Source organism: Sorangium sp. So ce321 (assembly GCF_051530195.1).
Classification (GTDB): Bacteria; Myxococcota_A; Polyangia; order Polyangiales; family Polyangiaceae; genus Sorangium.
Genome location: NZ_CP150329.1, coordinates 10,986,491 through 11,008,089, shown reverse-complemented (window position 1 = coordinate 11,008,089; position 21,599 = coordinate 10,986,491). Strand labels below are relative to the sequence as shown.

Annotated in this window: 16 protein-coding genes; 5 read left to right on the top strand and 11 right to left on the bottom strand. The window is 70.7% G+C overall.

Annotation, left to right across the window (positions count from 1 at the left end):
- Positions 1–158: 158 nt before the first annotated feature.
- The 3 genes from WME89_RS40705 to WME89_RS40695 all read right to left on the bottom strand — a co-directional run bounded on the left by WME89_RS40705 (position 159) and on the right by WME89_RS40695 (position 5,283).
- Complete coding sequence (locus tag WME89_RS40705) at positions 159–1,253, bottom strand: FAD-dependent monooxygenase (protein ID WP_438004967.1); 1,095 nt, start codon at positions 1,251–1,253, stop codon at positions 159–161.
- Between the two features lie 134 nt (positions 1,254–1,387).
- Positions 1,388–2,278, bottom strand: coding sequence for a sigma-70 family RNA polymerase sigma factor (locus WME89_RS40700; RefSeq protein ID WP_438004966.1), 891 nt, complete (start codon positions 2,276–2,278; stop codon positions 1,388–1,390).
- A gap of 35 nt (positions 2,279–2,313) precedes the next feature.
- Entirely contained in the window at positions 2,314–5,283 is a 2,970-nt protein-coding gene (locus WME89_RS40695; RefSeq protein WP_438004965.1) for a tetratricopeptide repeat protein, read from the bottom strand.
- A 405-nt stretch (positions 5,284–5,688) separates the two neighbouring features.
- Here WME89_RS40695 and WME89_RS40690 point away from each other — a divergent pair, with 405 nt between their 5' ends.
- Positions 5,689–7,386: a M23 family metallopeptidase gene (locus WME89_RS40690; RefSeq protein WP_438004964.1), complete on the top strand. Its 1,698-nt coding sequence runs from the start codon at positions 5,689–5,691 to the stop codon at positions 7,384–7,386.
- 135 nt (positions 7,387–7,521) lie between these two features.
- Here WME89_RS40690 and WME89_RS40685 read toward each other — a convergent pair whose 3' ends face one another.
- Positions 7,522–8,724 carry a response regulator gene (locus tag WME89_RS40685; protein WP_438004963.1) on the bottom strand — a complete coding sequence of 401 codons (1,203 nt, stop codon included), beginning with the start codon at positions 8,722–8,724 and terminating at the stop codon, positions 7,522–7,524.
- A gap of 164 nt (positions 8,725–8,888) precedes the next feature.
- On the opposite strand from WME89_RS40685, the gene WME89_RS40680 reads away from it, so the two are divergent.
- Positions 8,889–14,849, top strand: a complete 5,961-nt coding sequence (locus WME89_RS40680; RefSeq protein ID WP_438004962.1) for an AAA family ATPase — start codon at positions 8,889–8,891, stop codon at positions 14,847–14,849.
- A gap of 126 nt (positions 14,850–14,975) precedes the next feature.
- Here the strand turns inward: WME89_RS40680 and WME89_RS40675 are convergent, their stop codons facing one another.
- Both WME89_RS40675 and WME89_RS40670 read right to left on the bottom strand, forming a co-directional pair.
- A complete protein-coding gene (locus WME89_RS40675; RefSeq protein WP_438004961.1) occupies positions 14,976–15,200 on the bottom strand; it encodes a hypothetical protein in 225 nt (74 codons plus the stop codon).
- A gap of 54 nt (positions 15,201–15,254) precedes the next feature.
- Positions 15,255–15,641, bottom strand: coding sequence for a hypothetical protein (locus tag WME89_RS40670; protein ID WP_438004960.1), 387 nt, complete (start codon positions 15,639–15,641; stop codon positions 15,255–15,257).
- Between the two features lie 605 nt (positions 15,642–16,246).
- Here WME89_RS40670 and WME89_RS40665 point away from each other — a divergent pair.
- On the top strand, positions 16,247–16,465 hold the full coding sequence (locus WME89_RS40665) for a hypothetical protein (RefSeq protein WP_438004959.1): 219 nt from the start codon (positions 16,247–16,249) through the stop codon (positions 16,463–16,465).
- A 284-nt stretch (positions 16,466–16,749) separates the two neighbouring features.
- On the opposite strand, the gene WME89_RS40660 is transcribed toward WME89_RS40665, so the two are convergent.
- Positions 16,750–17,238: a hypothetical protein gene (locus tag WME89_RS40660; RefSeq protein WP_438004958.1), complete on the bottom strand. Its 489-nt coding sequence runs from the start codon at positions 17,236–17,238 to the stop codon at positions 16,750–16,752.
- Positions 17,235–17,564, bottom strand: a complete 330-nt coding sequence (locus WME89_RS40655) for an RNA polymerase sigma factor (protein WP_438004957.1) — start codon at positions 17,562–17,564, stop codon at positions 17,235–17,237. Before WME89_RS40655 ends, WME89_RS40660 begins: the two co-directional genes overlap by 4 nt.
- 141 nt (positions 17,565–17,705) lie before the next feature.
- Between WME89_RS40655 and WME89_RS40650 the strand changes: the two genes are divergently transcribed.
- The gene (locus WME89_RS40650; RefSeq protein ID WP_438004956.1) at positions 17,706–18,062 is read left to right on the top strand and encodes a hypothetical protein; all 357 of its coding nucleotides are present in this window, start codon (positions 17,706–17,708) and stop codon (positions 18,060–18,062) included.
- Between the two features lie 130 nt (positions 18,063–18,192).
- Here WME89_RS40650 and WME89_RS40645 read toward each other — a convergent pair whose 3' ends face one another.
- Entirely contained in the window at positions 18,193–18,426 is a 234-nt protein-coding gene (locus WME89_RS40645) for a M48 metallopeptidase family protein (protein WP_438004955.1), read from the bottom strand.
- Positions 18,427–18,459: 33 nt separating this feature from the next.
- Between WME89_RS40645 and WME89_RS40640 the strand changes: the two genes are divergently transcribed.
- Positions 18,460–18,693 carry a hypothetical protein gene (locus WME89_RS40640; protein ID WP_438004954.1) on the top strand — a complete coding sequence of 78 codons (234 nt, stop codon included), beginning with the start codon at positions 18,460–18,462 and terminating at the stop codon, positions 18,691–18,693.
- A gap of 156 nt (positions 18,694–18,849) precedes the next feature.
- Here the strand turns inward: WME89_RS40640 and WME89_RS40635 are convergent, their stop codons facing one another.
- Positions 18,850–19,989 carry a hypothetical protein gene (locus tag WME89_RS40635; RefSeq protein WP_438004953.1) on the bottom strand — a complete coding sequence of 380 codons (1,140 nt, stop codon included), beginning with the start codon at positions 19,987–19,989 and terminating at the stop codon, positions 18,850–18,852.
- 136 nt (positions 19,990–20,125) lie between these two features.
- Complete coding sequence (locus WME89_RS40630) at positions 20,126–21,232, bottom strand: hypothetical protein (protein ID WP_438004952.1); 1,107 nt, start codon at positions 21,230–21,232, stop codon at positions 20,126–20,128.
- Positions 21,233–21,599 lie beyond the last annotated feature (367 nt).

Here is a 21,599-nt window from a genome sequence, read left to right as displayed (position 1 = left end):
CGTGAGCAGAGCGCGCCGAGCGCCGAGAGGTGCTTCTGGTCAGCCAGCGGACGAAGCGCTCGACGCGCTCTTGCCGTAGTCCGGGAGGTCGATCTTGTCGGCGGGGGGCGACAGCAGCTTGCCGGCGATCCAGCTGAATGCGGGCCTTGTCGCCAGGCTCAGGGCGGCCTGCTGGAGGGCGATCCCGGCCCGGGTTTGCGGCTGCGCGATCCGCGGCCCCGCCTTTGGCATGTCCTGGGCCTGGTCGACATAAGGGCGCATGATGCGCTCGTAAGCGGCGAATGCCCTGGCGTGATCGTCGCTTCTCGCCAGCTCGCCGGCGAGCACATAGGCGCCGACGAGCGCGAGGCTCGTGCCCATGCCGCTGACCGGCGAGGCGCAGTAGGCGGCTCCCCGACCAGCACGACGCGGCCCTTGGACCAGCGAGGCATCTTCACCTGACCGATCGACTCGAAGTAGAAGTCCTTCGCCTCGTCGAGCGCGGCGAGCACGCGCGGCGTCTCCCAGCCGGCGTCCGCGAACCTCGCCTTCAAGAGCGCCTTCTGCTCGTCCTGCGACAGCTTCTCGTAACCTCGCGGCTTCTCCTGCAGCGACAGGGCGGCGCGCGTCGTGCCGAGGTTGTCCGGCCGCAGGAAGACGCTGCGGCCGCCCGGCGCGTTGAACCAGCGCGAGACGTTCCCGTCGTTCTCGCCGCGCGGCATGGCGAAGTAGGCGATGTACAGATCGAGCGGAACGCGCTTGACCTCATCCCCGAACTGCATTTCGCGCGTGGACGAGCCGATCCCTTCCGCGACGATGACCAGGTCGTACTCGCGCTCGTCGCCGCGCTCGAAGCGGACGTCGACCTTGTCGCCGCGGTCGCGGAGGGCGGCGATCCTGTCGCCTAAGATATAGTTTGCCGAACCGCGGCTATGATCGAGCAGCAGGCGCGCGAGCTCGCTGCGGAGGATCTCGAGCTCTGCGACAGGGCCGTTGCCTCTGAACTGCTCAGCGCCGATCCTGGCCCGCACGTTGTTCCGCTCGTCCACGAAGGCGATCGCCTCCTCGTGCGTCGTCCGCTGGCGGATCGCGTCCTCGAGCCCCATGCGCTGGACCACCTTCCGGCCGGCGCCGCGCACGTCGATGTTCTGCCCGCCGTCACGGAAGCTCGGGGCGCGCTCCACCACGGTCACCGCCATGCCATGGCGGTCCAGCCACCAGGCCAGGGCAGGACCCGCGATGCTCGCCCCGGTGATCAACACGTGTCGCTTCATCGGCTCTCCCTTGCCCTTCCGGGCGCTGACCTGGAATCCCTTGCCCTTCCGGGCGCTGACCTGGAATCCCTTGCCCTTCCGGGCGCTTACTTACCTTGAACCCGGGTGCCTTGCCTCGCTCGCGCCCACCTCGCTCACGAGCCGCGGAAGAGGCTGCTGACGGCCACGTCGAGCTGGCTCCGGACGATGCCGACCACGCTGTCGACCTCGGCCTTATCGATGCCGAGCCGCTGCCCGAGCAGCTCCTGCGTTCTCCTCAGCAGGGCCTCGCGGCCGCGCGTCACCCAGCGCGCGGCCGTGGCGCGGTGGATGCCGTAGACGGCGGCGATCCTGTCGATGCCGAGCCCGTCCACGAAGTGGAGCCGCAGCACGTTGCGCTCGTCGGCCGGCAAGCCGGCGAACGCGTCCTTGAGCGCCTGGGAGACCTCGGCCCGGTAATGTGCCTTGAGAAACGAGAGCTCGGGATCCGGCGTGGAGGGCTCCGCGGCCTCGTCGGGCTCCGCCCCGGCCGCCGCGCGGTCGTGCCCCGCCTTCTTGAGGAAGTTGAGCGCCGTCCGGATCGTGGCGACGCGCACCCAGCCGCCCAGCGGGCCGCGGCCCGCGTAGTCGCCGATCTTGGGAGGCGCGCCGGGCCGGCCCACGATGAGCTTCTCCAGCACCTCCTGGCGCAGCTCGTCGCGCTGGCCGGGCGGGATGTTCCGGCTGCGCAGCGCCCCCTCGAGGGCGGCCTCGTGGCGGGAAAGGAACGCCTCGACCGCGCCCGGCGCCCGCTCCGCGCAGGCGCAGGCGAGGTACAGGTCCGCGGCGTGGAGCGACGCGAGGTGCGCCGCTGGCCTGTCGCGCGCGTCGCGGTCCGGCAGGTGGCGCGCGACGTGTCGAACCCACGAGGACACGGCGAGCGGGAGCCCCGGCCACGCACGCCGGCCCTCCTCGAAGAGCCCGCCGAGGGCCGCGTCCACCTCGTCGCCCCCGCCCAGGCCGGCTTCTTCCCGGAGGGCGCGGATCGGAGACCGTGCGTCGCTCATGCGCCCTTTTCCCCTCTCATGGCGGGGAACGTGCATCAAGGCGGGAGTGGATGCGCCGACAGCCACGCTTCGAGCGCGGCGACGTCTCTTTCCATCTCGCTGCCGCCGCCGCGCGCCACGTCGAGCGCGCCGGTCACGAGCGCGCGCGCCCGCCCGCGATCGCGCCCGATCGCCCACAGCGTGTCGGCCATCTGCCCGCGGATGTTCACGCGAGCGCTCCGCCCGATCGCGTAGGAGTCGGTGAGCGGGCGCGCCTCCGTGATGGCGAGCGCCCGCTCCAGGAACGGCAGGCCCTCCTCCGGGTGCCCCAGCCTGTCGTGCGCCTGCCCGAGCACGACCAGCGTGTTGGCGAGGTCCGGGTGATCCGGGCCGAGCAGCTTCTCCTCGATGGTCAGCGCGCGCTCCGCGCACGCGAGCTGCTCGTCGGTCTCGCGGAGCAGGCCATGGCTGATGGCCATGTTCTTCAGGATATAAACCATGTCGGGGTGCTCCGCGCCCACCGAGCGCTCCTGGATGTCCCGCGCGCGCTGGAGCAGCGCGAGGGCGTCGCGCGGGCCGCTGTGCAGGTTCGATAGACCGATGATCGTCTTGACGAGCGCCGGGTGGCCCGGCCCGAAGGCGCGCTCCTGGACGGCGAGGGCGCGCGAGGCGAACGGGATCCCCTCGGCGCTCCGCTGGGACATGTACAGGATGAACGCGATCGCGTTGAGCGACGCCGCGAGATCCGGGTGGTCCGGGCCGAGGAGCCGCTCCTGGATGGCGAGCGACCGCTGCGCGAGCGCGAGCGCCTCCGGGTGCCGCTCGACGTTCGAGAGCGCCCTGGCGAGGCGGCCGAGGGTCGTCGCGACGGTGAGGTCGTCGGGGCCGAGGGCGCGCTCCTGGAGGGCGAGCGCCTGCTGCAGGTGCGGGAGGGCCTCGTTCGCGTGGCCCTCGTCGAGCAGGAGCTTGCCCAGCACCAGCAGCCGATCCGCCGAGACGAGCGGCGCGTCCCCGACGCGCTCCAGCGTCGCCGCGGCGAGGTCCGCCCAGACATGCCCCTGCGGGTGCCGGCGGAACATCACGCCATGGACGTGGGCCAGCGAGAGCTCTGCCCTCGCCGCGACGGTCAGGTGCCCGCTGGCCTGGGCCGCGGTCAGGGCGCGGTAGGTCGACGCTTCCGCCCGCGCCCCGTCGTCGAGCTGGATGTCGGCGAGCGCGACGGCCATCCACGCCTCGGCCTCGAGCGGCCTGTACGACAGCGGCGTCGCCTCGTCGGCGACCTTCTGGGCGAGCGCCCGGCTCTGCGCGTACCGGCCCGCGGCGCGCTGCGCGGCGGCCTCGGCGAGCTCCCCGCGGGCGGCCTCGATCCGCGCGCGGGCCGCCGGGTCCCGCGGCGGGCGCAGCGGCGCGGTGAGCGCCTCGATCGAGGCGCACTCCTCGAGCGGAGGGAGCTGATCCGCCGCCCGCGCGGCGCGCTCCACGACGTCCCTCTCCGCGCTGGCGAGCACGGCGGTGAGCGCGCGCAGCCCCTCGCGGCGCTGCGCGAGGCACGCCATGCGCAGGTCCAGCAGCTCGCCGGACTGCTCGCCCCGCACGTGGGTGGCCTCGCACGCGTCGGTGTGCATCTGGACCCAGCGCTTCGCGTAGCGGTCGACGAGCGCCTCGGTCCCGGACCAGGCCGCCTCGGCGAAGGGCGCTCCCGTGGCGAGGAACGCCGCGCGGAGCTTGCCCTTGAGCGCGTCGTCCCAGGCGCCGGCCAGCCGCTCCTCGGCGTGCCCGCACACGCCCGCGCCCCGGCCCTGCCACCACAGCGCGCCGGCGCCCGCCGCGAGGACCGCGGCCACGCCGAGGGCCCCGAGGGCGAGGCGGCGCCTCCGCGGCGACGTGCTCCGCCGCTCCAGGTCGGCGAGCAGGGCGGACATCGATGGATACCGGTGCTCTGGCGCGAGGGACAGGCCGCGGGCCAGCGGGCCCTGGAGGAACGAGGGGATGCTGTTGCCCCGCGGCGGCTCGCGGTCTTCTGGCGTGCGCGTGCCCTGCTGGCCGAAGCCGAGGTCGGTCGCCGTGAACGGCCGCTCGCCCTGGAGCGCCTCGTAGAGGGCGACGCAGTACGCGAACTGGTCGCTGCGCGCGTCGGCCGGCGCGCCGCGCAGGAGCTCCGGGGCCATGTACGCCGGCGTCCCGAGGAGCGCTCCCGCCTCGGTCTGCGTCCCCGCGCTGGCCGGCAGGGGCCGGCCCGGGCGCTCGGCGCCGTGCTCGGGGCGCGCGGGCGCCGCCGGCCCGGCCGGGGCGACGCGCACCAGGCCGAAGTCGGTCACCCGGACGCGCCCGTCCTTGCCGATGAGCACGTTGTCCGGCTTGAAGTCGCGGTGCACCAGCCCGGCGGCGTGCGCGGCGGCGAGCCCGCGCCCGGCCTGGAGGAACATCTCGAGCACGGCGCCGGGGGGCCGGCGCTCCGCGCGCGCCGCGCGCGCCCACTGCCGCAGCGTGCCCCCCTCGACGAACTCCATGGTGAGGAAGACCTGCCCGTCGAAGCGGCCCGCGTCGAAGACGGTGATCACGTGGGGGTGCGACAGTCGCGCCAGCGCCTGCGCTTCCCGCAGCAACCGTGACGCCGCCTCTTCCCGCGCCCGGTCCGCGAGGCGCTCGTGGTGGACGAGCTTCAGCGCGACGCGGCGGTCGAGCTCCGGGTCATACGCCGCGTAGACGACCCCCATGCCGCCGGCGCCGACCGTGTGGAGCACTGTATAACGCCCGATCCGGCTGCCTGGCGGCAGGCGCGGCGGCGCGACCTCCGGTCCGGCGGCCTCCGGGGGCGGCGGCGCTTCGTCCGTCGTGTCTGTCTGCGCCGCCGGCCAGCTCGCGGCGTGGCCCAGCGCGGCGACGAGGTGGCGGCAGTCTTCGCACGCGTCGAGGTGATGGACGGCGGCGTCGCGCTCTGCCGCGGAGAGCTGCCCTCGGCCCAGCGCATCGAGGGTATTTTCCTCGAGGCAGCGGGTCGGCTGCCCGTTCGCCGTGTCGCCCATCCAGACTCCTTCTGGAAGCGAAATGTAGGCGGACAACGACGAACTTGTAACAACAATGAGTTCACCGGGGGTGGCGCGGAGGTAGCGCGGGGGAGGGGGCCCGCGCGTTCTGGCGTGATGAAATGAGTCCAGTCGGGGTGGCGCGGGGGAGGGGGCCCGCGCGTTCTGGCGTGATGAAATGAGTCCAGTCGGGGTGGCGCGGGGGAGGGGGCCCGCGCGTTCTGGCGCTGTGCTCGCCCGGTGGGACGATTTCGGTGCGACATCCGGAGGCGGTCGCTGTCATCGGGGCAGGAGGCGACGCTCGACGCGCCGCCCTCGCCGCGCGCCCCGCCGGCGCTCGCCGGGGCAGGCCAGCCGAGCCGCGGCCTTGCTGCCAGAGACCCCGTTCAACCCTGAGGCATCATCATGCTATCTCGCTCCTTGTTCATCGTGCCTGTTGCGCTCCTGTCGGTGCTGTCCGCGTGTGGCGGAGAGGACGCGGAGTCCATCGCAATGTCGCAGGAGATGTTGACGACCCCGGTCACCGGCGCCGTGGACAAACCCGCGGGCCTCACGATCGTGCCCCCCTGGGGGACAGGCGTGCAGCACACGATCACGCGAGGATATGGTACCGAATATCACGACAACACGAACGACACGGGACATACGAACGATTACTACGCGCTCGATTTCGACCTGAGCTTGAACGAGAGCGTCTACCCCGTCGCCGACGGCCAGGTCGTGTTCGCGGGCAAGACGGAAGGCGGCTTCGACCCCTTCGGCAACATCGTCTTCATCCGGCACACGGTGGGGGGTGAGCAGCTTTACTCGCTGTATGCGCACCTCGCGAGCACCGCCGTCGCCACGGGCGCGACGGTCACGACGAGCACGCGCATCGGCGCGGCCGGAAACTCCGGGTCGCTGCCGATCAACGTGCACCTCCACTTCGCGCTCTCCAAGAACGCGCTCTTCAGGAACGTGCAGGGTTCGAAAGGGCCGTACGCCGGTCAGGCGGTCGTGCCGGAGGCGTTCGCGAGCTGCACGAAGAACGGCAGCGGCTCCTGCGAGAACCTCGTCGCGGGCGACCGGCTGACCCGTGGCGGTACGACGGGCACCGGCGGCACGACGGGCACCGGCGGAAGCGGCGGCAGCGGTGGAAGCGGCGGAAGCGGCGGCAGCGGCGGTAGCGGAGGCAGCGGGGGCGCCGGCGGTGGCGGCGGGGGCAGCTGCGGCTCCACCTGCACGCAGTGCGTGCTGACGCAGCGGACCGATATCCTGCCGTTCTACGCGTCGAGCGGTTGGGACACCACCACGTGCGGCAACCGCGACAGCATCGTCAGCAACTGGTGCGGCATCGATCCGGCCGGCTGCAACACCGTGCGTTCCGGCAGCTGCGCGGCCGCGTGCGGCACCTCGACGTGCGGCTCGCCCTGCACGCAGTGCGTGCTGGCGCAGCGGACCGATATCCTGCCGTTCTACGCGTCGAGCGGTTGGGACACCACCACGTGCGGCAACCGCGACAGCATCGTCAGCAACTGGTGCGGCATCGATCCGGCCGGCTGCAACACCGTGCGTTCCGGCAGCTGCTCCGCCACCTGCGGCACCCCGCCGCCCCCGCCGCCTCCGCTGACCATCGCGAACGCGCAGATCGAGGCGGTCACCACGCCGCAGTTCGGTCGCATCGACGGCTTCGGCCCGTATGGCGGCTGGGGGCTGCACGCTTCCTATCCGCGCAGCGGCAACTCCGGCCTGGGCCAGCGCTTCGGCTTCTACTCGGCCGGGGCCTCCGAGACCGTCGGGCAGGTGCTGAGCGCGCGCTTCGCCGCGAGCCGTGTCTACACGTTCCGGAGCTTCGCGCAGGGCGGCGGCGACAACACGGGCGCCGTCCCCTACGAGATCGGCTATGCGTCGACCGACGGCGTGCTCTCGTCGTTCCGGCTCCTGGCGCGCCAGGTCCACGCGACGGGCGCCGGGTGGGTCAAGACGAGCGGCGTGACGTACATCACCGGGAGCACCGGCGCGGAGCTCGGCAAGCAGATCATCGTGCGGTTCGGCGATCGCGCCGCCGGCGGCTCCAGCGACATCTGGTTCGACAACCTGGAGCTCGTCAACGCGGTGCCCTGACGCCGGCGAGCGCCGGAGCGAGGCGCCCTGCGGGGGCTGCTCGTCCCTGGCGCGTCGCGCGGCGAGTCGTCCGTCGGCGCCCTGACGCGGGCGAGGCGGACGACGGCGCGCGACCCGCCAGGGCGAGCAGGAGCCCTATCCTCGATGACGGGAGGCCTGCATCGCGACGGCAATGCCGTCCTGGAGCGTGGCCTTCGTGACGATGCCTTGCAGGGGCTCGTTGAGGTGCACGAGCGTCCGGGCCACCTCCGAGCCTATCCCGGTGATCACCGTGCGCGTCCCCAGGAGCCGCAGGCCTTTGGCGGCGACGAGGAGCATGGTGGCGACGCTCTCGTCCATACGCTTGAGGCCCGTGATATCGAGGATGACGAACTCGGCGGCCCGGCTGCTGGCGCCGTGGAGCATCGCATGGATGGCCTGCTGAGCCCGGTCGCTATCCATCGTACCGATGAGCGGCATGACCAGGATGCGATCCGTGATCGGGATGAGCGGCGTGGAGAGCTCGAGGAGCCGGCTGCGCTGGGCAGCGATGATCTGCTCGTGCAGCGCGGTCTTCTCCGCGTTCGCGAGCGCCTTCTCGGCGAGCTCGCGCTCGAGCCCCTCCTTGGCCTCGCGCAGCTCGTCGGTGCGGGCCATGAGCTCGAGGACGAGCGCCTCGCGCGCGGCCTCGACGGCGACGCGCTGTCGGACCTCCGACTCCAGGCTCGCGTTCTTTTCCTGCAGCGCTCGCGTCATGCGCCGCACGGCGATGTGCGGGCGTATCCGCGCAAGGAGCTCCTCGGTATCGAAGGGCTTGCTGATGTAATCCACCGCGCCCGCCTTCAACCCTTGCAGCCGGTGCTCCCGGTTGTTCAAGGCGGTCATGAAGACGACCTGCGTGTCGGTGGTCTGCGAGTTGGCCTTCAGGCGCCTGCACACCTCGAAACCATCGATATCTGGCAACATGACGTCGAGGAGGACGAGATCCGGCTGCTCACGCTCGATCAAGCTCATCGCCATGCTGCCATCGGTCGCGACGGCGAGGTCCAGCTGCTCGCCCGACAGTGCTTCCAGCAGCGTATCGAGGTTGACGGGGTTGTCGTCGACGGCGACGACGAGGCCGTTGAATTGCGTCAAATCATCCATCCAGTGCCTGAAAACGCAGCGCGGACCGATCAAGTAGCGCGACGACTGTAAAGGGTCAAGCATGCAGCGTCGCTCCAGGGAGCGAGTGCGGCTCCGGCGATACGATGTACCAGGGCCGACTGAACTATATGTGTGCGAACGTGTGCGGTCTTGCGTAACGCTGGTCAACATCTGAAAACATTGTATGCGGGTGTGCCCGCGCACCCCGCGCACCCCGCGTAATCTTCCCCCCCAGCGCACGTGCGCTGGGGGTGGGCAGATGTGGCCGTCGCGAAGCGTCGTTCACAATTGCATTGACTTGTGTTGCCCTGCCCAGGCTAGTTTAGCGCACGCTCGGCTATCGTACCTCGGTGCCGATGCACGAGAGGGGGCCGGGAATGGAACTGATGGGGTATGCGCTGGGGCACGTCGCTTACGAGGGAAGCGAGACGCGCGTTGTTCACGCGGTGCATCTCCCCTCGGGCGCGCAGGTGGCGGTCAAGGTCCCGCTCGCCGAGGTGCCGAACCCGCGCGTCATGGGGCGGCTGGTCCACGAGCATCAGGTGCTCCGGCAGCTCGCTGCTGTGTCCGGCGTCGCGCGCGTGCATGCGTTCGAGCAGCGGAACGGCACGGCGGCGCTGGTGCTCGACAACCCTGGAGGGAGCTCGCTCGATCAGGTGCTCGCCAGGCAGGGGCGCTTGCCGGTGGCGGCCGGGCTGCGGCTCGGGCGCCGCCTCGCCCGGGTGCTCGAGGGCGTGCATGCCGCCGGTGTGATGCACAAGGACATCAAGCCGCAGAACCTGCTCGTGGATGAGACGTACGAGCAGGTCACCCTGCTCGACTTCGGCATCGCCTCGCTGCTGTCCCAGGAAGCGACCGAGGCCAGCATTCCCGAAGCGCTGGAGGGGACCCTGGCGTATATCTCGCCAGAGCAGACGGGGCGCACGGCGCGCGCGCTCGATACGCGCACGGATCTCTACTCGCTGGGCGTGACGCTCTTCGAGGCGCTGTCGGGCCGGCGGCCCTTCACCGACCGCGATCCGCTCTCGCTGGTGCACGCGCACCTCGCCAAGAAGCCGCCTCCGCTCGATACGATCGCGCCGGAGGTGCCGGGCGCCGTGTCGGCGATCATCGCGAAGCTCCTGGCGAAGGATCCCGAGCGGCGATACCAGACGGCCAGAGGCGTGGCGGAGGACCTGGAGGAGGCGCTCCGCGCGCTCCAAGAGCGTGGGACGGTGGAGCCCTTCTCGCTTGGAAAGAAGGACTTCTCGCGGAAGCTGCGGTTGCCGCAGGTGCTCGTGGGGCGGGAGCAGGACGTCGAGCGGGTGGGCGAGTCGTTCGCCCGCGCCGAGCGGGGCGCGGTGGAGCTCTTGCTCGTCGGCGGACCGTCGGGCATCGGCAAGACGGCGCTGGTGCGCACGGTCTACCACGACATCGCGAAGGCGGGGCGCGGCCTCCTGGTTGCAGGCAAGCACGACCAGCTCGCGCGGTCGACGCCGTACGCCGCGATGGCGCAGGCGTTCGGGGGGCTGATGCGTCAATGGCTCTCGAGCCCGAAGACGGTCCTGGAGACCTGGCAGGACCGGATCCGCAACGAGGTCGGGGACAACGCGCGGCTGATCGCCGACGTGGTGCCGGAGCTCGACCTCGTCATGGGCAAGCTGCCGCCGGTGCCGCCGGTGGAGGGCGAGCAGGTGCTCAACCGGCAGAAGCTGACGTGGCTGAACTTCGTTCGCACCGTCACGGCGCCGAACCCGCCGCTCGTCATGTTCCTGGACGACATGCAGTGGGCCGACAGCGCCACGCTGATCATCCTGCAGACGCTGCTGACGGACGTGGAGCGAAGGTCGCTGCTGGTGATCGCGGCATACCGTGACAACGAGACGCCGCCCGAGCACCCGCTGTGGAAGCTCGTGGAGGCGGTGGAGGCGAGCGAGGCCAGGGTATCGAGGCTGACGGTGGGCCCCCTGTCGGAAGAGCAGGTGCAAAAGTGGGTGTCGCGCACGCTCGAGAGCGAGCCGCGGCGCGTGGAGCCGCTCGCGCGCGTGCAGTGGCAAAAGACGCGTGGAAACCCGTTCTTCCTGGAGCAACTGCTGCTCTCCCTGCACCGGCAGGAGCTGCTGGTGAGGGACGCCGGGAGCGGGGAGTGGCGCTGGAATCAGGCGGATCTGGAGCGAGCGCAGATCACCGACAACGTGGTGGCGCTGCTGACGGACAAAGTACGAGAGATGCCGGACGCGACGCAGCAGCTCATGGGGCTCGCGGCGTGCGCGGGTCACACGTTCCATCTCCACGATCTGGAGCGATTGAGCGGTTGGGCGTGCGCCCGGGTGACGGAGGCGTTGTGGCCGGCGCTGGAGGAGGAGCTGGTCGTGCCGGTCGACGGGGCTTATCGCCCCGCGCAGGCGCTCGGAGGGGTGGGCGACGGAGCGCTGGACGCGACGTACCGGTTCTTGCACGATCGCGTGCAGCAGGCGAGCTACGAGCGGATCTCGCCGGAGCAGCGCGTCCTCGCGCACCTCGAGATCGGCCGGCGGCTCTGGGCGCGGTATCGGGCAGAAGGGGGCACGGCGCAGCAGCTCCTCGAGCTCGCGCGGCACATGAACCAGGGCGCGGCGCGGCTCACGTCCGCGGAGGAGCTCAACGACGTCGCGCGGCTGAACCTGGAGGCCGCTCGCGTCGCGAAGGCCGCGAGCTCCCACCGCCTGATGGCCAGCCTGCTGGAGAACGCGCGGGCGCTCCTCGGCGAGCGAGCCGACAACGAGGAGCGAGCGCTGGCGGTGGAGATCGCGCTGGAGCACCTGGAGGCGGCGTATCTGCTGCGAGAGTTCGACGACGTCGAGGCGCGCGCGCTCGAGTTGCTCGCGAGGCCTCTCGGGGTGGTGCCCTGGCTGTCGGCGCAGGAGATCCGCGTCCGCTGCTGCCTGGCGGCGGGCCAGTATGCGCGGGGAATCGAGCTTGGCATCGCGGCGCTCGCGGAGCGGGGCTTCACCTTGCCCGACACGGACGAGGCGTGTCAGCCGGCGCTCGTCGAGGAGTCCGCCGCGCTGGATCGATGGCTGGAGCAGGACCTCGGCGCGTTCGATCGGATGCCGCCCGATCAGTCCCCGGAGCACCGGCTCATCGACGACCTGATGACGCGGACGCAGCTCTGCTCCATCTACGGCGGCCGGCCGATGCTTTACACGCTCATCATCGTCCGCATCGTCTCCGAGGCGGTGCGACGGGGGGCGCTCACGCCGGCTGCCGCCCTCATGATCAGCAGCTTCTGCAATGTGTGGTCGGTGGCCACGGGCATGTATCGCCGCGCCTTACGCTGGACCGAGCCCGGGGTGCGCGCTGCGGAGCGCGTGGGGTCCCCGATGCTCCCCGAGTGCCTGGTGCTCCATGGCATCTACCTGCTCTATTCCAGGCCCATCGACGAGACGGGCGCCTTCTATGAGCAGGCCATCGCGGCCGGCCTGAAGATCGGCTCGTTCACGGGCACGAGCTGGGGCCTCCTGTCCGATCTGTTCTATTACCGCGCCTGGCGCGGCATGCAGCTCGCCCAGCTCGACGCGCACATCAAGGCTCGCTGGGATCTCGTGCAGCGCGCGGGGGACGCCGTGGGGAGGCACCACTTCGAGGCGGTCGCGTCCTATTGTGACGTGCTGACGACCCCAGACGGCGCCGCGAAGCTCCTGAACGACGAGCCGCTGCCGCGAGGTTCGCGCTCCCTCCTAGCGGACGGGGACGGGTACACGGCAGGGCTCGCTCGGACCGTGGAAGTCTATCTGTTCTGTGTCACTGGCAGGTGGGAGCGAGCGCTGTCGCGGGCGCGGGAGGCAGACCAGTTTCGAGCGGACATCCTCGGCATGCCGCAGGCGGCGGACGTCGCGTTCTACCTCGCGCTTGCGGCGGCGAAGTGCTGGCATGACGCCGCCGGCGCCGAGGAGCAGGCGCGGCTGCGGGAGCACATCGAGCACGGCCTCGAGCGGATGCGCTACTTCGTGGAAGGTTGTGCGCCGAACTTCCTCCACAAGCTGCGCCTCGTCGAGGCCGAATACGCTCGCGTCCTCGGCAAGACCGAAGAGGCCATCGCCAGGTACGACGAGGCCATCGAGCACGCGCGCGATCAACGCTTCCTGCACATCGAGGCGCTCTCGATCCAGCTCGCCGCCGAGTTCCGGCTGCAAGCGGGCGCGAGCCACATCGGTGCCATGTACCTGCGCGAGGCTCGCGACGCGTATGCGCGCTGGGGCGCGGTCAACGTGGTCGCCCATCTGAACGCGAAGTACCCTGCCTTGCTCAGGGCGTCCATGCAGGGGGCGGCTGTCGAGCGCACGATGGCGGCGGCGGGGACCACGACGACCACGGGCGCCTCCGCGGGCGCGAGCCTCGACGTGAACACCGCGGTGCGCGCGGCGCAGGCGCTCTCGAGCGAGCTCGACCCGGAGCGCGTCGTGGGCCGGCTGATGGAGCTGCTCCTGGAGAACGCGGGGGCGCAGCGCGGCGCCCTCGTGCTCCGCGAAGGGGAAGCGCTCTCCGTCGTGGCGCGGCTGTCGGTGGAGGGGGCTCGCATCGAGACGGGGCTGTCGGAGCCGCTCGAGCAGAGCCACGACGTGCCGGTGACGATGGTGCAGTATGCGGCCCGCACGGGCGAGCCGGTGGTGACGGGCGATGCGACGAGCGAGGCGCGCTTCGCCGTCGACCCTTACCTCGCGTCTCGCGCGGTGCGCTCGCTGCTGGCCTTGCCCTTGACGCACAGGGGCCATCTCGTGGGCGTGCTGTACCTCGAGCACCGCGACGTGCCGTCGGCGTTCCCTCCTGCGCGCGTGGAGTTCCTGTCGGTGCTGGCCTCGCAGGCGGCCATCGCCGTCGAGAATGCCACGCTGTACCGGGACCTGGAGTCCAAGATCAAGGAGCGCACGGCCGAGCTCCGGATCGCCAAGGAGGCGGCCGATCGGGCGAACCGGGCGAAGAGCGATTTCCTCTCGAGCATGAGCCACGAGCTGCGCACGCCGCTCAACGGCATCCTCGGTTATGCCCAGGTCCTCTCTCGCGCGCCCGAGCTCTCCCCGAAGAGCCGTGATGGGGTGCAGGTCATCAAGCAATCGGGCGAGCATCTCCTTGCGTTGCTGGAAGACGTGCTGGACCTCGCGAAGATCGAGGCCGGCAAGATGGATGTCGCCTCGAAGCGGTTCGATTTCCAGGCCCTGGTGCGCACGGTGGTGGACCTGTGTCGCGTACGCGCGGACCAGAAGGGCATCGCCTTCACCCATGAGATACGCGGCGTGACCACGTCCACGTTCTACGGCGACGAGAAGCGCCTGACGCAGGTGCTGCTCAACGTCCTGAGCAACGCCATCAAGTTCACCGAGCGAGGACGCGTCGCGCTCGTCATCGACGAGCTGAAGCGCGACCCGGGTGAAGGGAGCACGTTGCGGTTCCGGGTCGAGGACACGGGCCCCGGGATTGCGTCGGAGCACGTCTCGCGCATCTTCGAGCCCTTCGAGCAGCTCGGAGATCACAAGGCGAAGAGCGCCGGCACAGGGCTCGGCCTCGCGATCACGAAGAAGATCGTCGACCAGATGGGCGGCACGATCGAGGTCGAGAGCGAGCTCGGCCGAGGCAGCGCCTTCACGGTGACGCTCGCGCTCGCGGAGGGGCCTGCTTCCGCGCACGCCGACAAGGCCCTCGGGTGGCATACCATCACCGGGTATCGTGGAGAGCGCCGCACGGTCCTCGTCGTGGATGACAACCCGCATAACCGTGCCCTGGTGAGCGATCTGCTGGTCCCGATCGGCTTCGAGGTCGTGGAGGCCGAGGACGGTGAGGGGGCGCTCCGGCTGGCCAGGGAGCGGAGGCCGGCGCTCGTCTTGATGGACCTGCTGATGCCGGGCATGGACGGTCATGAGGCCACGCGCCGCCTGCGGCAGATGCCCGAGCTCGGCGAGGTGGTCATCCTGATCTCGTCGGCGAACGTATCCATGGTCGAACGGCAGGAGGGCGTCCAGACCGGCTGGAACGACTCCTTGCACAAGCCCGTGCAAGCGGGCGCGCTCTTCGACAAGATCCAGCGCTTCCTCGGCGTGGAATGGATTCGGACCGAGGAGAAGGCCCCCGTCGTGGCGGCGCGGGAGAGCGGTCCGCTGGTGCCGCCTCCGGCCGAGGAGCTTGCCCTTCTATCGCGGCTGGTGGCGTCGGGGCGGGTCCGGAACGTGGTGGCGGAAGCGGCGCGGATGGAGGAGACCGACCCGCGACTCGGCCCGTGGCTCGAGCAGCTCCGGGGGCTCGTGCGGACGTACCAGCTGCGGAAGCTGCAAGAGTTCGTCGACGGGTACGCCGCGGGCACGGCCCTGCACGGCGAGAGCGCCTAGCCCTCCTTTCGCGAAGCCGACAGGGGTCGGCGGTGTAGCCGCGCGGCGCGCCCTGAAAGGCCCAGACACGGCAAGGATTGCCGTTGCGCCACACGCCCGCGCCCCGGACGCGCCAACGTCACCTGTTCAACGCTCCGACGGAACGCTCGCCTGCCTCGCCTCGGCCCTCGACCCCAGAGAGGACGTCGATCGAGCCGTCGCCCGGAGGCGCCTGCGCGGGCTCGGCGCGAGCTCCGTGTGCACGAAGCCGATCGCCTGCGTGCCCTCCCGCTCCGGCGCGGCGACGTGCGGCCGCAGCATCTCTTCCCGGCTCGCGCGCCCCAGGACGCCGCGCGGCTCCGCCAGCGCCATGATGGACAGCCTCAGCGCTGCAGGTGCTCGGGCGGGCTCGGCTCTCTGCGCTGCTTACGGGATCGGCTTGTTCCGGAGGGCTGCATTCTGCTTGTAGGCATCCTTGTAGGCGTCGTGACACGCTTTGCAGTCGGCCTTCACGTCGTCCGTCTTGTTGGCCCTGGCGTCGTCGCTCGTCTTCTTGGCAAGCTTGGCCCAGTCCTTCATATCAGGACCGCCGAAACTTCCTGCCTTCTCCATCGACTTCGCAATCGTGGCCAGTTCGCCGGATGCCATGGGCGTGCCCGCGTTGTCGCGCATCCATTTCTGGAGCGGACAGGGCTTCGACTTGCCATTGCACTGCCCCTCGGCGATCGCTGCGCTCGGGAGCGCTGCGGCACCAACGACCCCGCCCACGACCATCACCAGGACGACCGACCACGCTTTCTGCATCTTTGCCATGTAATGAATCCTCCAGATTGTATTCAAGCAGGTACCAGGATCATTTTTGATCGTCGCGCGCCGCGGCGGCGCCTTCGCAGGTAGGTAGCCGTTCACCGTCAAATACTTTCGGTCACCCCTTGGCCAGGGCGCCGTGTTCATCGGGGGGCGGCTCCGTCACGAGAAACCTGCTGCGCAAAGGCGTAGCAAGACACGCGCCATGCTCGTCGCGTCTGTTTGCTGCGGGAAACGTGGGTTGCGGGCGTGCCGACGGCCGAGGTGATGGTGCAGACCTGATGCCTGGAGTCATCACCGGATGCTTGGAATCCTCACCACCCTGGCGCCTTCCGATCGTCGGACCCCGCTGGCTGGGATCGACCTGCAGGTGCTCCGGTTTCTGGCGCCGTGCGTGGGCTTTGTCGTGTTGACTCGAGGGTGTCTGGAGGTGCCGACCTGTTGGTCATCTACGAAGCCTTGAAGGTTGCTCATGTACCACTCGTCGGGGAAGTGGGAGACGGTCGCGCAGGTGCTGACCACGCGCTTCGTCGCGAACCGGCTCTACACGTTCCGGAGCCATGCCACGGGCGGCACCGACAACAAGGGGAGCGTGCCCTACGAGATCGGGTATGCGGACAATCGATGGATTGCCAGCGTCGCTCCGGCTCCTGGCGCGCCAGATCCACGCGACGGGCTCCACGTGGGTCCGGACGGCCGGCGTGTCGTACCGCACCGGCAGCACCGGCGTGCCGATCGACAAGCAGATCGCCATCCGGTTCAGCGACACCGCCGTGGCCGTGCCCAGCGATATCTGGTTCGACAACGTGGAGGTCACGTCGGCGCCCTGACGCGGAGATAGGATGGTCCAGAGGCCGGCGAGGACGAGCCGCTTGCGGCCCGTCATCCCCGCGGCCTTGCCGACCTCGGGCGAGTCGACCGGCTACAGCCAGACGTCTGGCCACGGACAGCCAGACGTCTGGCCGCCGCTATCAGCGGCGGGACGACGGCAGGGGCCGCGACACGGTGCTGTTCTCCATTCTCGCCGAGGAGTGGCTGGCCGTTCGAGAGGGGATCCTCGAGCGAGCGAGGTGTGTGGACCCCGATCTTTGATGGGGCACCTGGCCCCTCCCCATCAAAGCAGGACAGCGGCGAGGCAGTGCGTGACCGCGCCGTGGAGCGCTTCGCCGCTCCCCGACGGCTGCACGTGCACCGGCCTCCGGTGCACGTGCCCGGTCCTCGGGATCAATCGATCGTCAGCGTCATGGTCTGACTGACGTGCGCTCCGTTCGACGCCGTCGCCTGATAGACGCCAGACGGATACGGCTCCTCGATCAGGATCCTGCGCTTGTTGAGCTTGCCTCGGCCAACCTGGTCGTGGAGCCGCGGTGGCGCCGCCTGAGCCGAAGGCAGCAGCGAGCCGGGTTGCGTCGAGGAGCGCGATCTGGGTGCGCTCGGCCAGCGCCGCCGGAGAGAGGCGACCGAGCGATGGGAGGGCGGCCGTGCCGAGGATGCGCGGCGCAACGCCGGGGATGCCGAGCACCATCTCGATGAGGGCGGCCTCGGTCGCGGTCGGGACCTCGGCCGCCGTCTCGGCGGGAGCGTCGACGGGGGCGCGGCTCATCGGGGCCACCTCCGCCAGCGGGTGAGGGAGCGGGCGAAGAGGCGGCGCGCGAGGCGGAGGCGGGTAGCGACCGTGGGGCGCGGGAGCGCGAGCGATTGGGCGATCTCGTTCATCGAGAGGCCGGTGGCGGCGAGCGCCAGGATCTCGCGAAGCGCAGGACGGAGACGGTGAAAGGCACGGAGAAGACCGCGCGCGACGAGGCGATCCTCTGGAGACGGCGCGGCGAGGCGCGCGAGGCGGTCAGGATCGAGCGCGGGCGCACTTGGCACGCCCGCGCAGGAACAGCACGGACGTAGTGTGTCCTGGATTACTGTTGACGGCGCCATCCGGTAGGAGAAGCATCGGGATTCGGGGAGAGGACATGAGGCACCGGCTGAAGGTGAAGGCGCGCGCGCTCATGCTGTGCGGCTGTGCCTGTGCGCTGGTCGTTGTTCCGGCGCAGCGGGACAGTGTTGAGGGAAAATGTGATGGATGTTGAGGAGTTGCTGGTTGACTTTTACAACGGGGCGCACACGCTCGATGTCGTTACCGCGTGGGCCTATGTGGTTGCAAACCGCCAGGCCGTCCTTGAGAGGCTCGCGTCGTTCCAAAGGGCGTACGAGCGGCTCATCGAACTGCACGCGGCGGGCAAGATCGGCGTCGGAACGGCCGACTTCTCGGCTGGCAATCTCGAGCTGGTCAAGCGGATCAATCGGCTGATTGGACCGGGCTTCGACAGCGACGAGGCGCGTCAAGCAGCTCAAGAGATCCATACTCTGGCGGAACGGTGCGTGCGGGCGTTGAAAGAAAGTGACACATCACCGGCCGGGCAGGGAGGTCAGTGACGTCGAGGCGGCGGGCATGGGGTATGCGCCAGGTGCGTGTGCTCTCGTCCATCGACACCTCCGGCGCGGGTTCCCATGCAGCCCAGAGGCTCAGAGAGAGCACGGAGATCACCGACTGCGGCAGACTCCATCACCACAGAAGCGCAGGTCCGAGCTCTCCCAGGCGGGCCCTCCTCGCCTCGTAGTCGGGCATCACCCTGCCGAGCGTTGCCCAGAACTCCCGCCCATGGTGGTCGTGGATCAGGTGCGCGAGCTCGTGGGCGAGCACGTAATCGACAAGGGTTCTCGGCGCCTGCACGATGCGCCAGTTGAGCCGGAGAACGCCGCGGGAGCAGCTGCCCCAGCGCTTCGCCTGGTCCGTCACGAGGATGAGCGGGCGCGCGCGTTTTCACTGCTCGTGCACGCTTACGATCAGACCCGCCGCGCCGTCAGCTATCTGCGCTGGAACGAGGGGGATGCCGAGACGATCGCGCCGTCGCTCTACAAGGGCCGAGGCGGCCGCGCGGCGTCGTCCAGCGACACCGCCGCCGAGCCGGAGGAGGCCGCGCCAGCTGCCGGCGCCACGCCTGCCGCCGCACCGCCTGGCGCGGGGCCGCAGGCGACGCCTGCTGCCGCGCTGCCCAGCGGTTAGCCCAGGCCGCACGAGGTGCGATGACACTTAGCCGAGATCGCGCGCCGCGCGCTGCTCGGTCGGCGCGCTTCTTGGCGTGCTTGGCGTGCTTGGCGTGCTTGGCGTGCTTGGCGTGCTTGGCGGTTCATTCCTCAGCGTATCAACGTGCTCGGTATTCTAGACCTGGCAGCAGAACGTCGATGGCGCCGCCGGCAGCAGCTCGCCGACCGGCTCTCCGCCGCTCGGCGCGCAGGCGCCGGGATCCACGGCGACGACCGCCGCCGACTTGCTGCCAAGGCCGACACCGGGCGGCGTGACCCCGCAGAACGGCGTTGTCGAGCTGACGACGGCTGAGACGAGCGTCTGCGCGCACGCCCCGTCGCTGTAGACCGAGGCCATGATGGTGCATGACGCGCCCTCGGGCTCCCCGCAGGCGCACTCGGAGCAGCTGCGCGTGTCGTCGGCGCGGCCGTAGAAGACGTGCCTGTCCAGGTAAGGGGCCGTGCAGGTCACGTCGCCCTCGTGGAAGATGCACGTCAGGAAGCCGCCGGGCGGCGTGACCCCGGGCTGCTCCGGCGACGGCATGCAGGTGCTCCTGTCGCCCGGGCACTCCGTGTAGGCGCCGGGCAGGCAGGCGCGCGCCCGGGTCTGCCAGGGATCGAGGCGAGCCGGCGGCGGCGGCTCGTCCACCCTGGGCGTGCAGGCGGCGGTCACCAGCACGGTGGGCGCGTCGATCGAGAGCGACTGCACGCAGGGCTGCCCGCCGCAGTCCTGGCCGGCGGGGATCGCGTTCGCGGGGGTGCAGGCGCCGTCCCAGGCCTCGGGCGCCGCGAAGGCGGTCTCGACGGTGTCGGGGCCAGTGGCGGCACACGTTGCCGCGTGCGCCGACCAGCCCGCCGGGAGCTGGCACGAGGCTGCAGCCGCGTCCGGCGGATCGCAAAGGCAGGCCGCGCAGGCGAACGGCGCCGGCGCCAGGTCGGCGAAGCCCTCGTAGCCGAGGTTCGGCGCGGCGGCGGGGCAGTCCGGTTCCTGGTCCGGCGGGCCGTACCAGAGCAGCGCCGGGCCGAACCATCCGAGCGGCGCCGGCGGGATGCAGTCGCCGGCGCAGGCGGTTTCATCGCCGCCGCTGCCGGCCCCCCCGGTGCCGCCCTCGCCGCCGCTGCCGCCATCACCGCCGGCCCCGCCGCCACCTTCCTCGGGCCACGGGCAGCCCGGGTGGCCGTATTCCTGAGGCTGACAAGGACCGTGGACGATCGCGTCGCCGGAGCAGCCCATCCACGAGAACATTCCCACGAACAACCAGGAGAAGACGCGCATGCCGGACAAGCTAACGGATGGTGCTTCATGCTGACAATGGAGATCCATGAGACAGGCGGCTGCATGTGTCATTGCGGATTCCTCCAGAGGATTGTCATGTTGAGTGATAAAACCTCCCATGGTCATTCGCGCTGGTTCAATACGTTGCCGTGACACCGAATCCGAGCGCGGCGCTGGCCGGGGGTGACGACCAGCTGAGGGCTGGAAGCGATTCGCTTCCATCTTTCTCGCGTCGAAGAACCGCATCCGCAACGATCCAGACGGCTTCCGCGTAAGCGTACGCGGACCACCTGTCCGAGAGGGGCCACGCGCTGCCGAGCCGTGGGCCGACGCCGACCATCGGCTGGCTGGGTGAGCTGATGGTCCACGGGTCCCGAGGGACGAACCGGACCACGCCGGCGGTGGCGACCCCGCAGCCGAACAGGTGCTGGCCGCGATGGCAGGCCACGGCAGCCGCCGTGAATGCCCTGATGCCGAAGGGCATCGCTTCGACTTCCTGCGCGAGCGCGGCGAGCCCGCGCCCCTCCACCGCGATCGACCAGTCAGACCGCCGAACGCCGAGGGACAGCGTCATCCCGGCCGCGGCGCCCGGGGTGATCCCCAGGCCAAGGATCGCCCCGAGCCCCGCTTCGAGCTGCAGCCGCTCCGCGGGTGCCGCCCGCGGCCGCGCGCTGTCGTGCGATCGCTCGACAGCGCGCGGTGGCTCCGGCGCGGGGCGCTGCGCCGGCGGGGGCGGCGGGGGCGCCTGCGGGGGCCTCGGCGAGGGCTCGTGCGCCCGTGGAGCCGGCTCCGGCACGTCCATGATCTGCACCGCGATCGCGAGGGCCACGCCGTAGAGCAGCTCCTCGCAGCCGATCCGGGTGCCGAATCCGTCGGCCCACCGGGTCTCGCCCTCGCGGTCGCGCAGCGACATCGAGGCCGTGAACTCCGGCCCCTCGCGCCACACCCTGACCTTGAGCACCTGCGGCGCGTCGTCCTGGAACGGGTCGGCGCCGAACCTGCGTGCGACCTCCGTGCGCAGGAACGTCTCGTCGGGGCAGGCTTCGGCGCCGGGGCCCCGGGTCATCTCGAGCCGCATCATGACCTCGGGCGGAGCCGGCGCGGCGTGCGCCTCGGCGATCCAGAGCAGGCCGAGGACCGCGGCGAAGGCGGCGCGCGCCAGGCCCGAGGCGCCCCGACGGCGCCCGACGATGCGGCGGGCCGGGTGCGCGCCGAGCCCGTGTCTGGCCCTGGCGCGGCTCATCGGGACGGCTCGCTCCCTGACGCGCTCTGCGCCGGCGGGGCGAGGCGCGCCCGCGGAGACGGCCTCACGCGGCGGCGGATGGCCGGCGGAGGCGGGGTAGGCGGGATCGAGCCGATCCAGCCTCTCGTACGCCGCGAGCAGGACGTCCTGGGACAGGTCGTCGATGTCGGGCCCGGCGACCCCGAGGCGCCGGAGCGCGCCGGGGAGAACTTCGAGTGCGGCAGCGTGAACGGAATTCCAGAGAGGAGCGCGGGAGCGGTCCCCGGGGGGATGAAAGCGTGTGCTCATATCTAGAATTACGGGGAGCGTTCCGGGTCCGTTTGTGAAACGCACCGCCAGGTGCGGGACGGCGAGGTTCCTGGCCCGC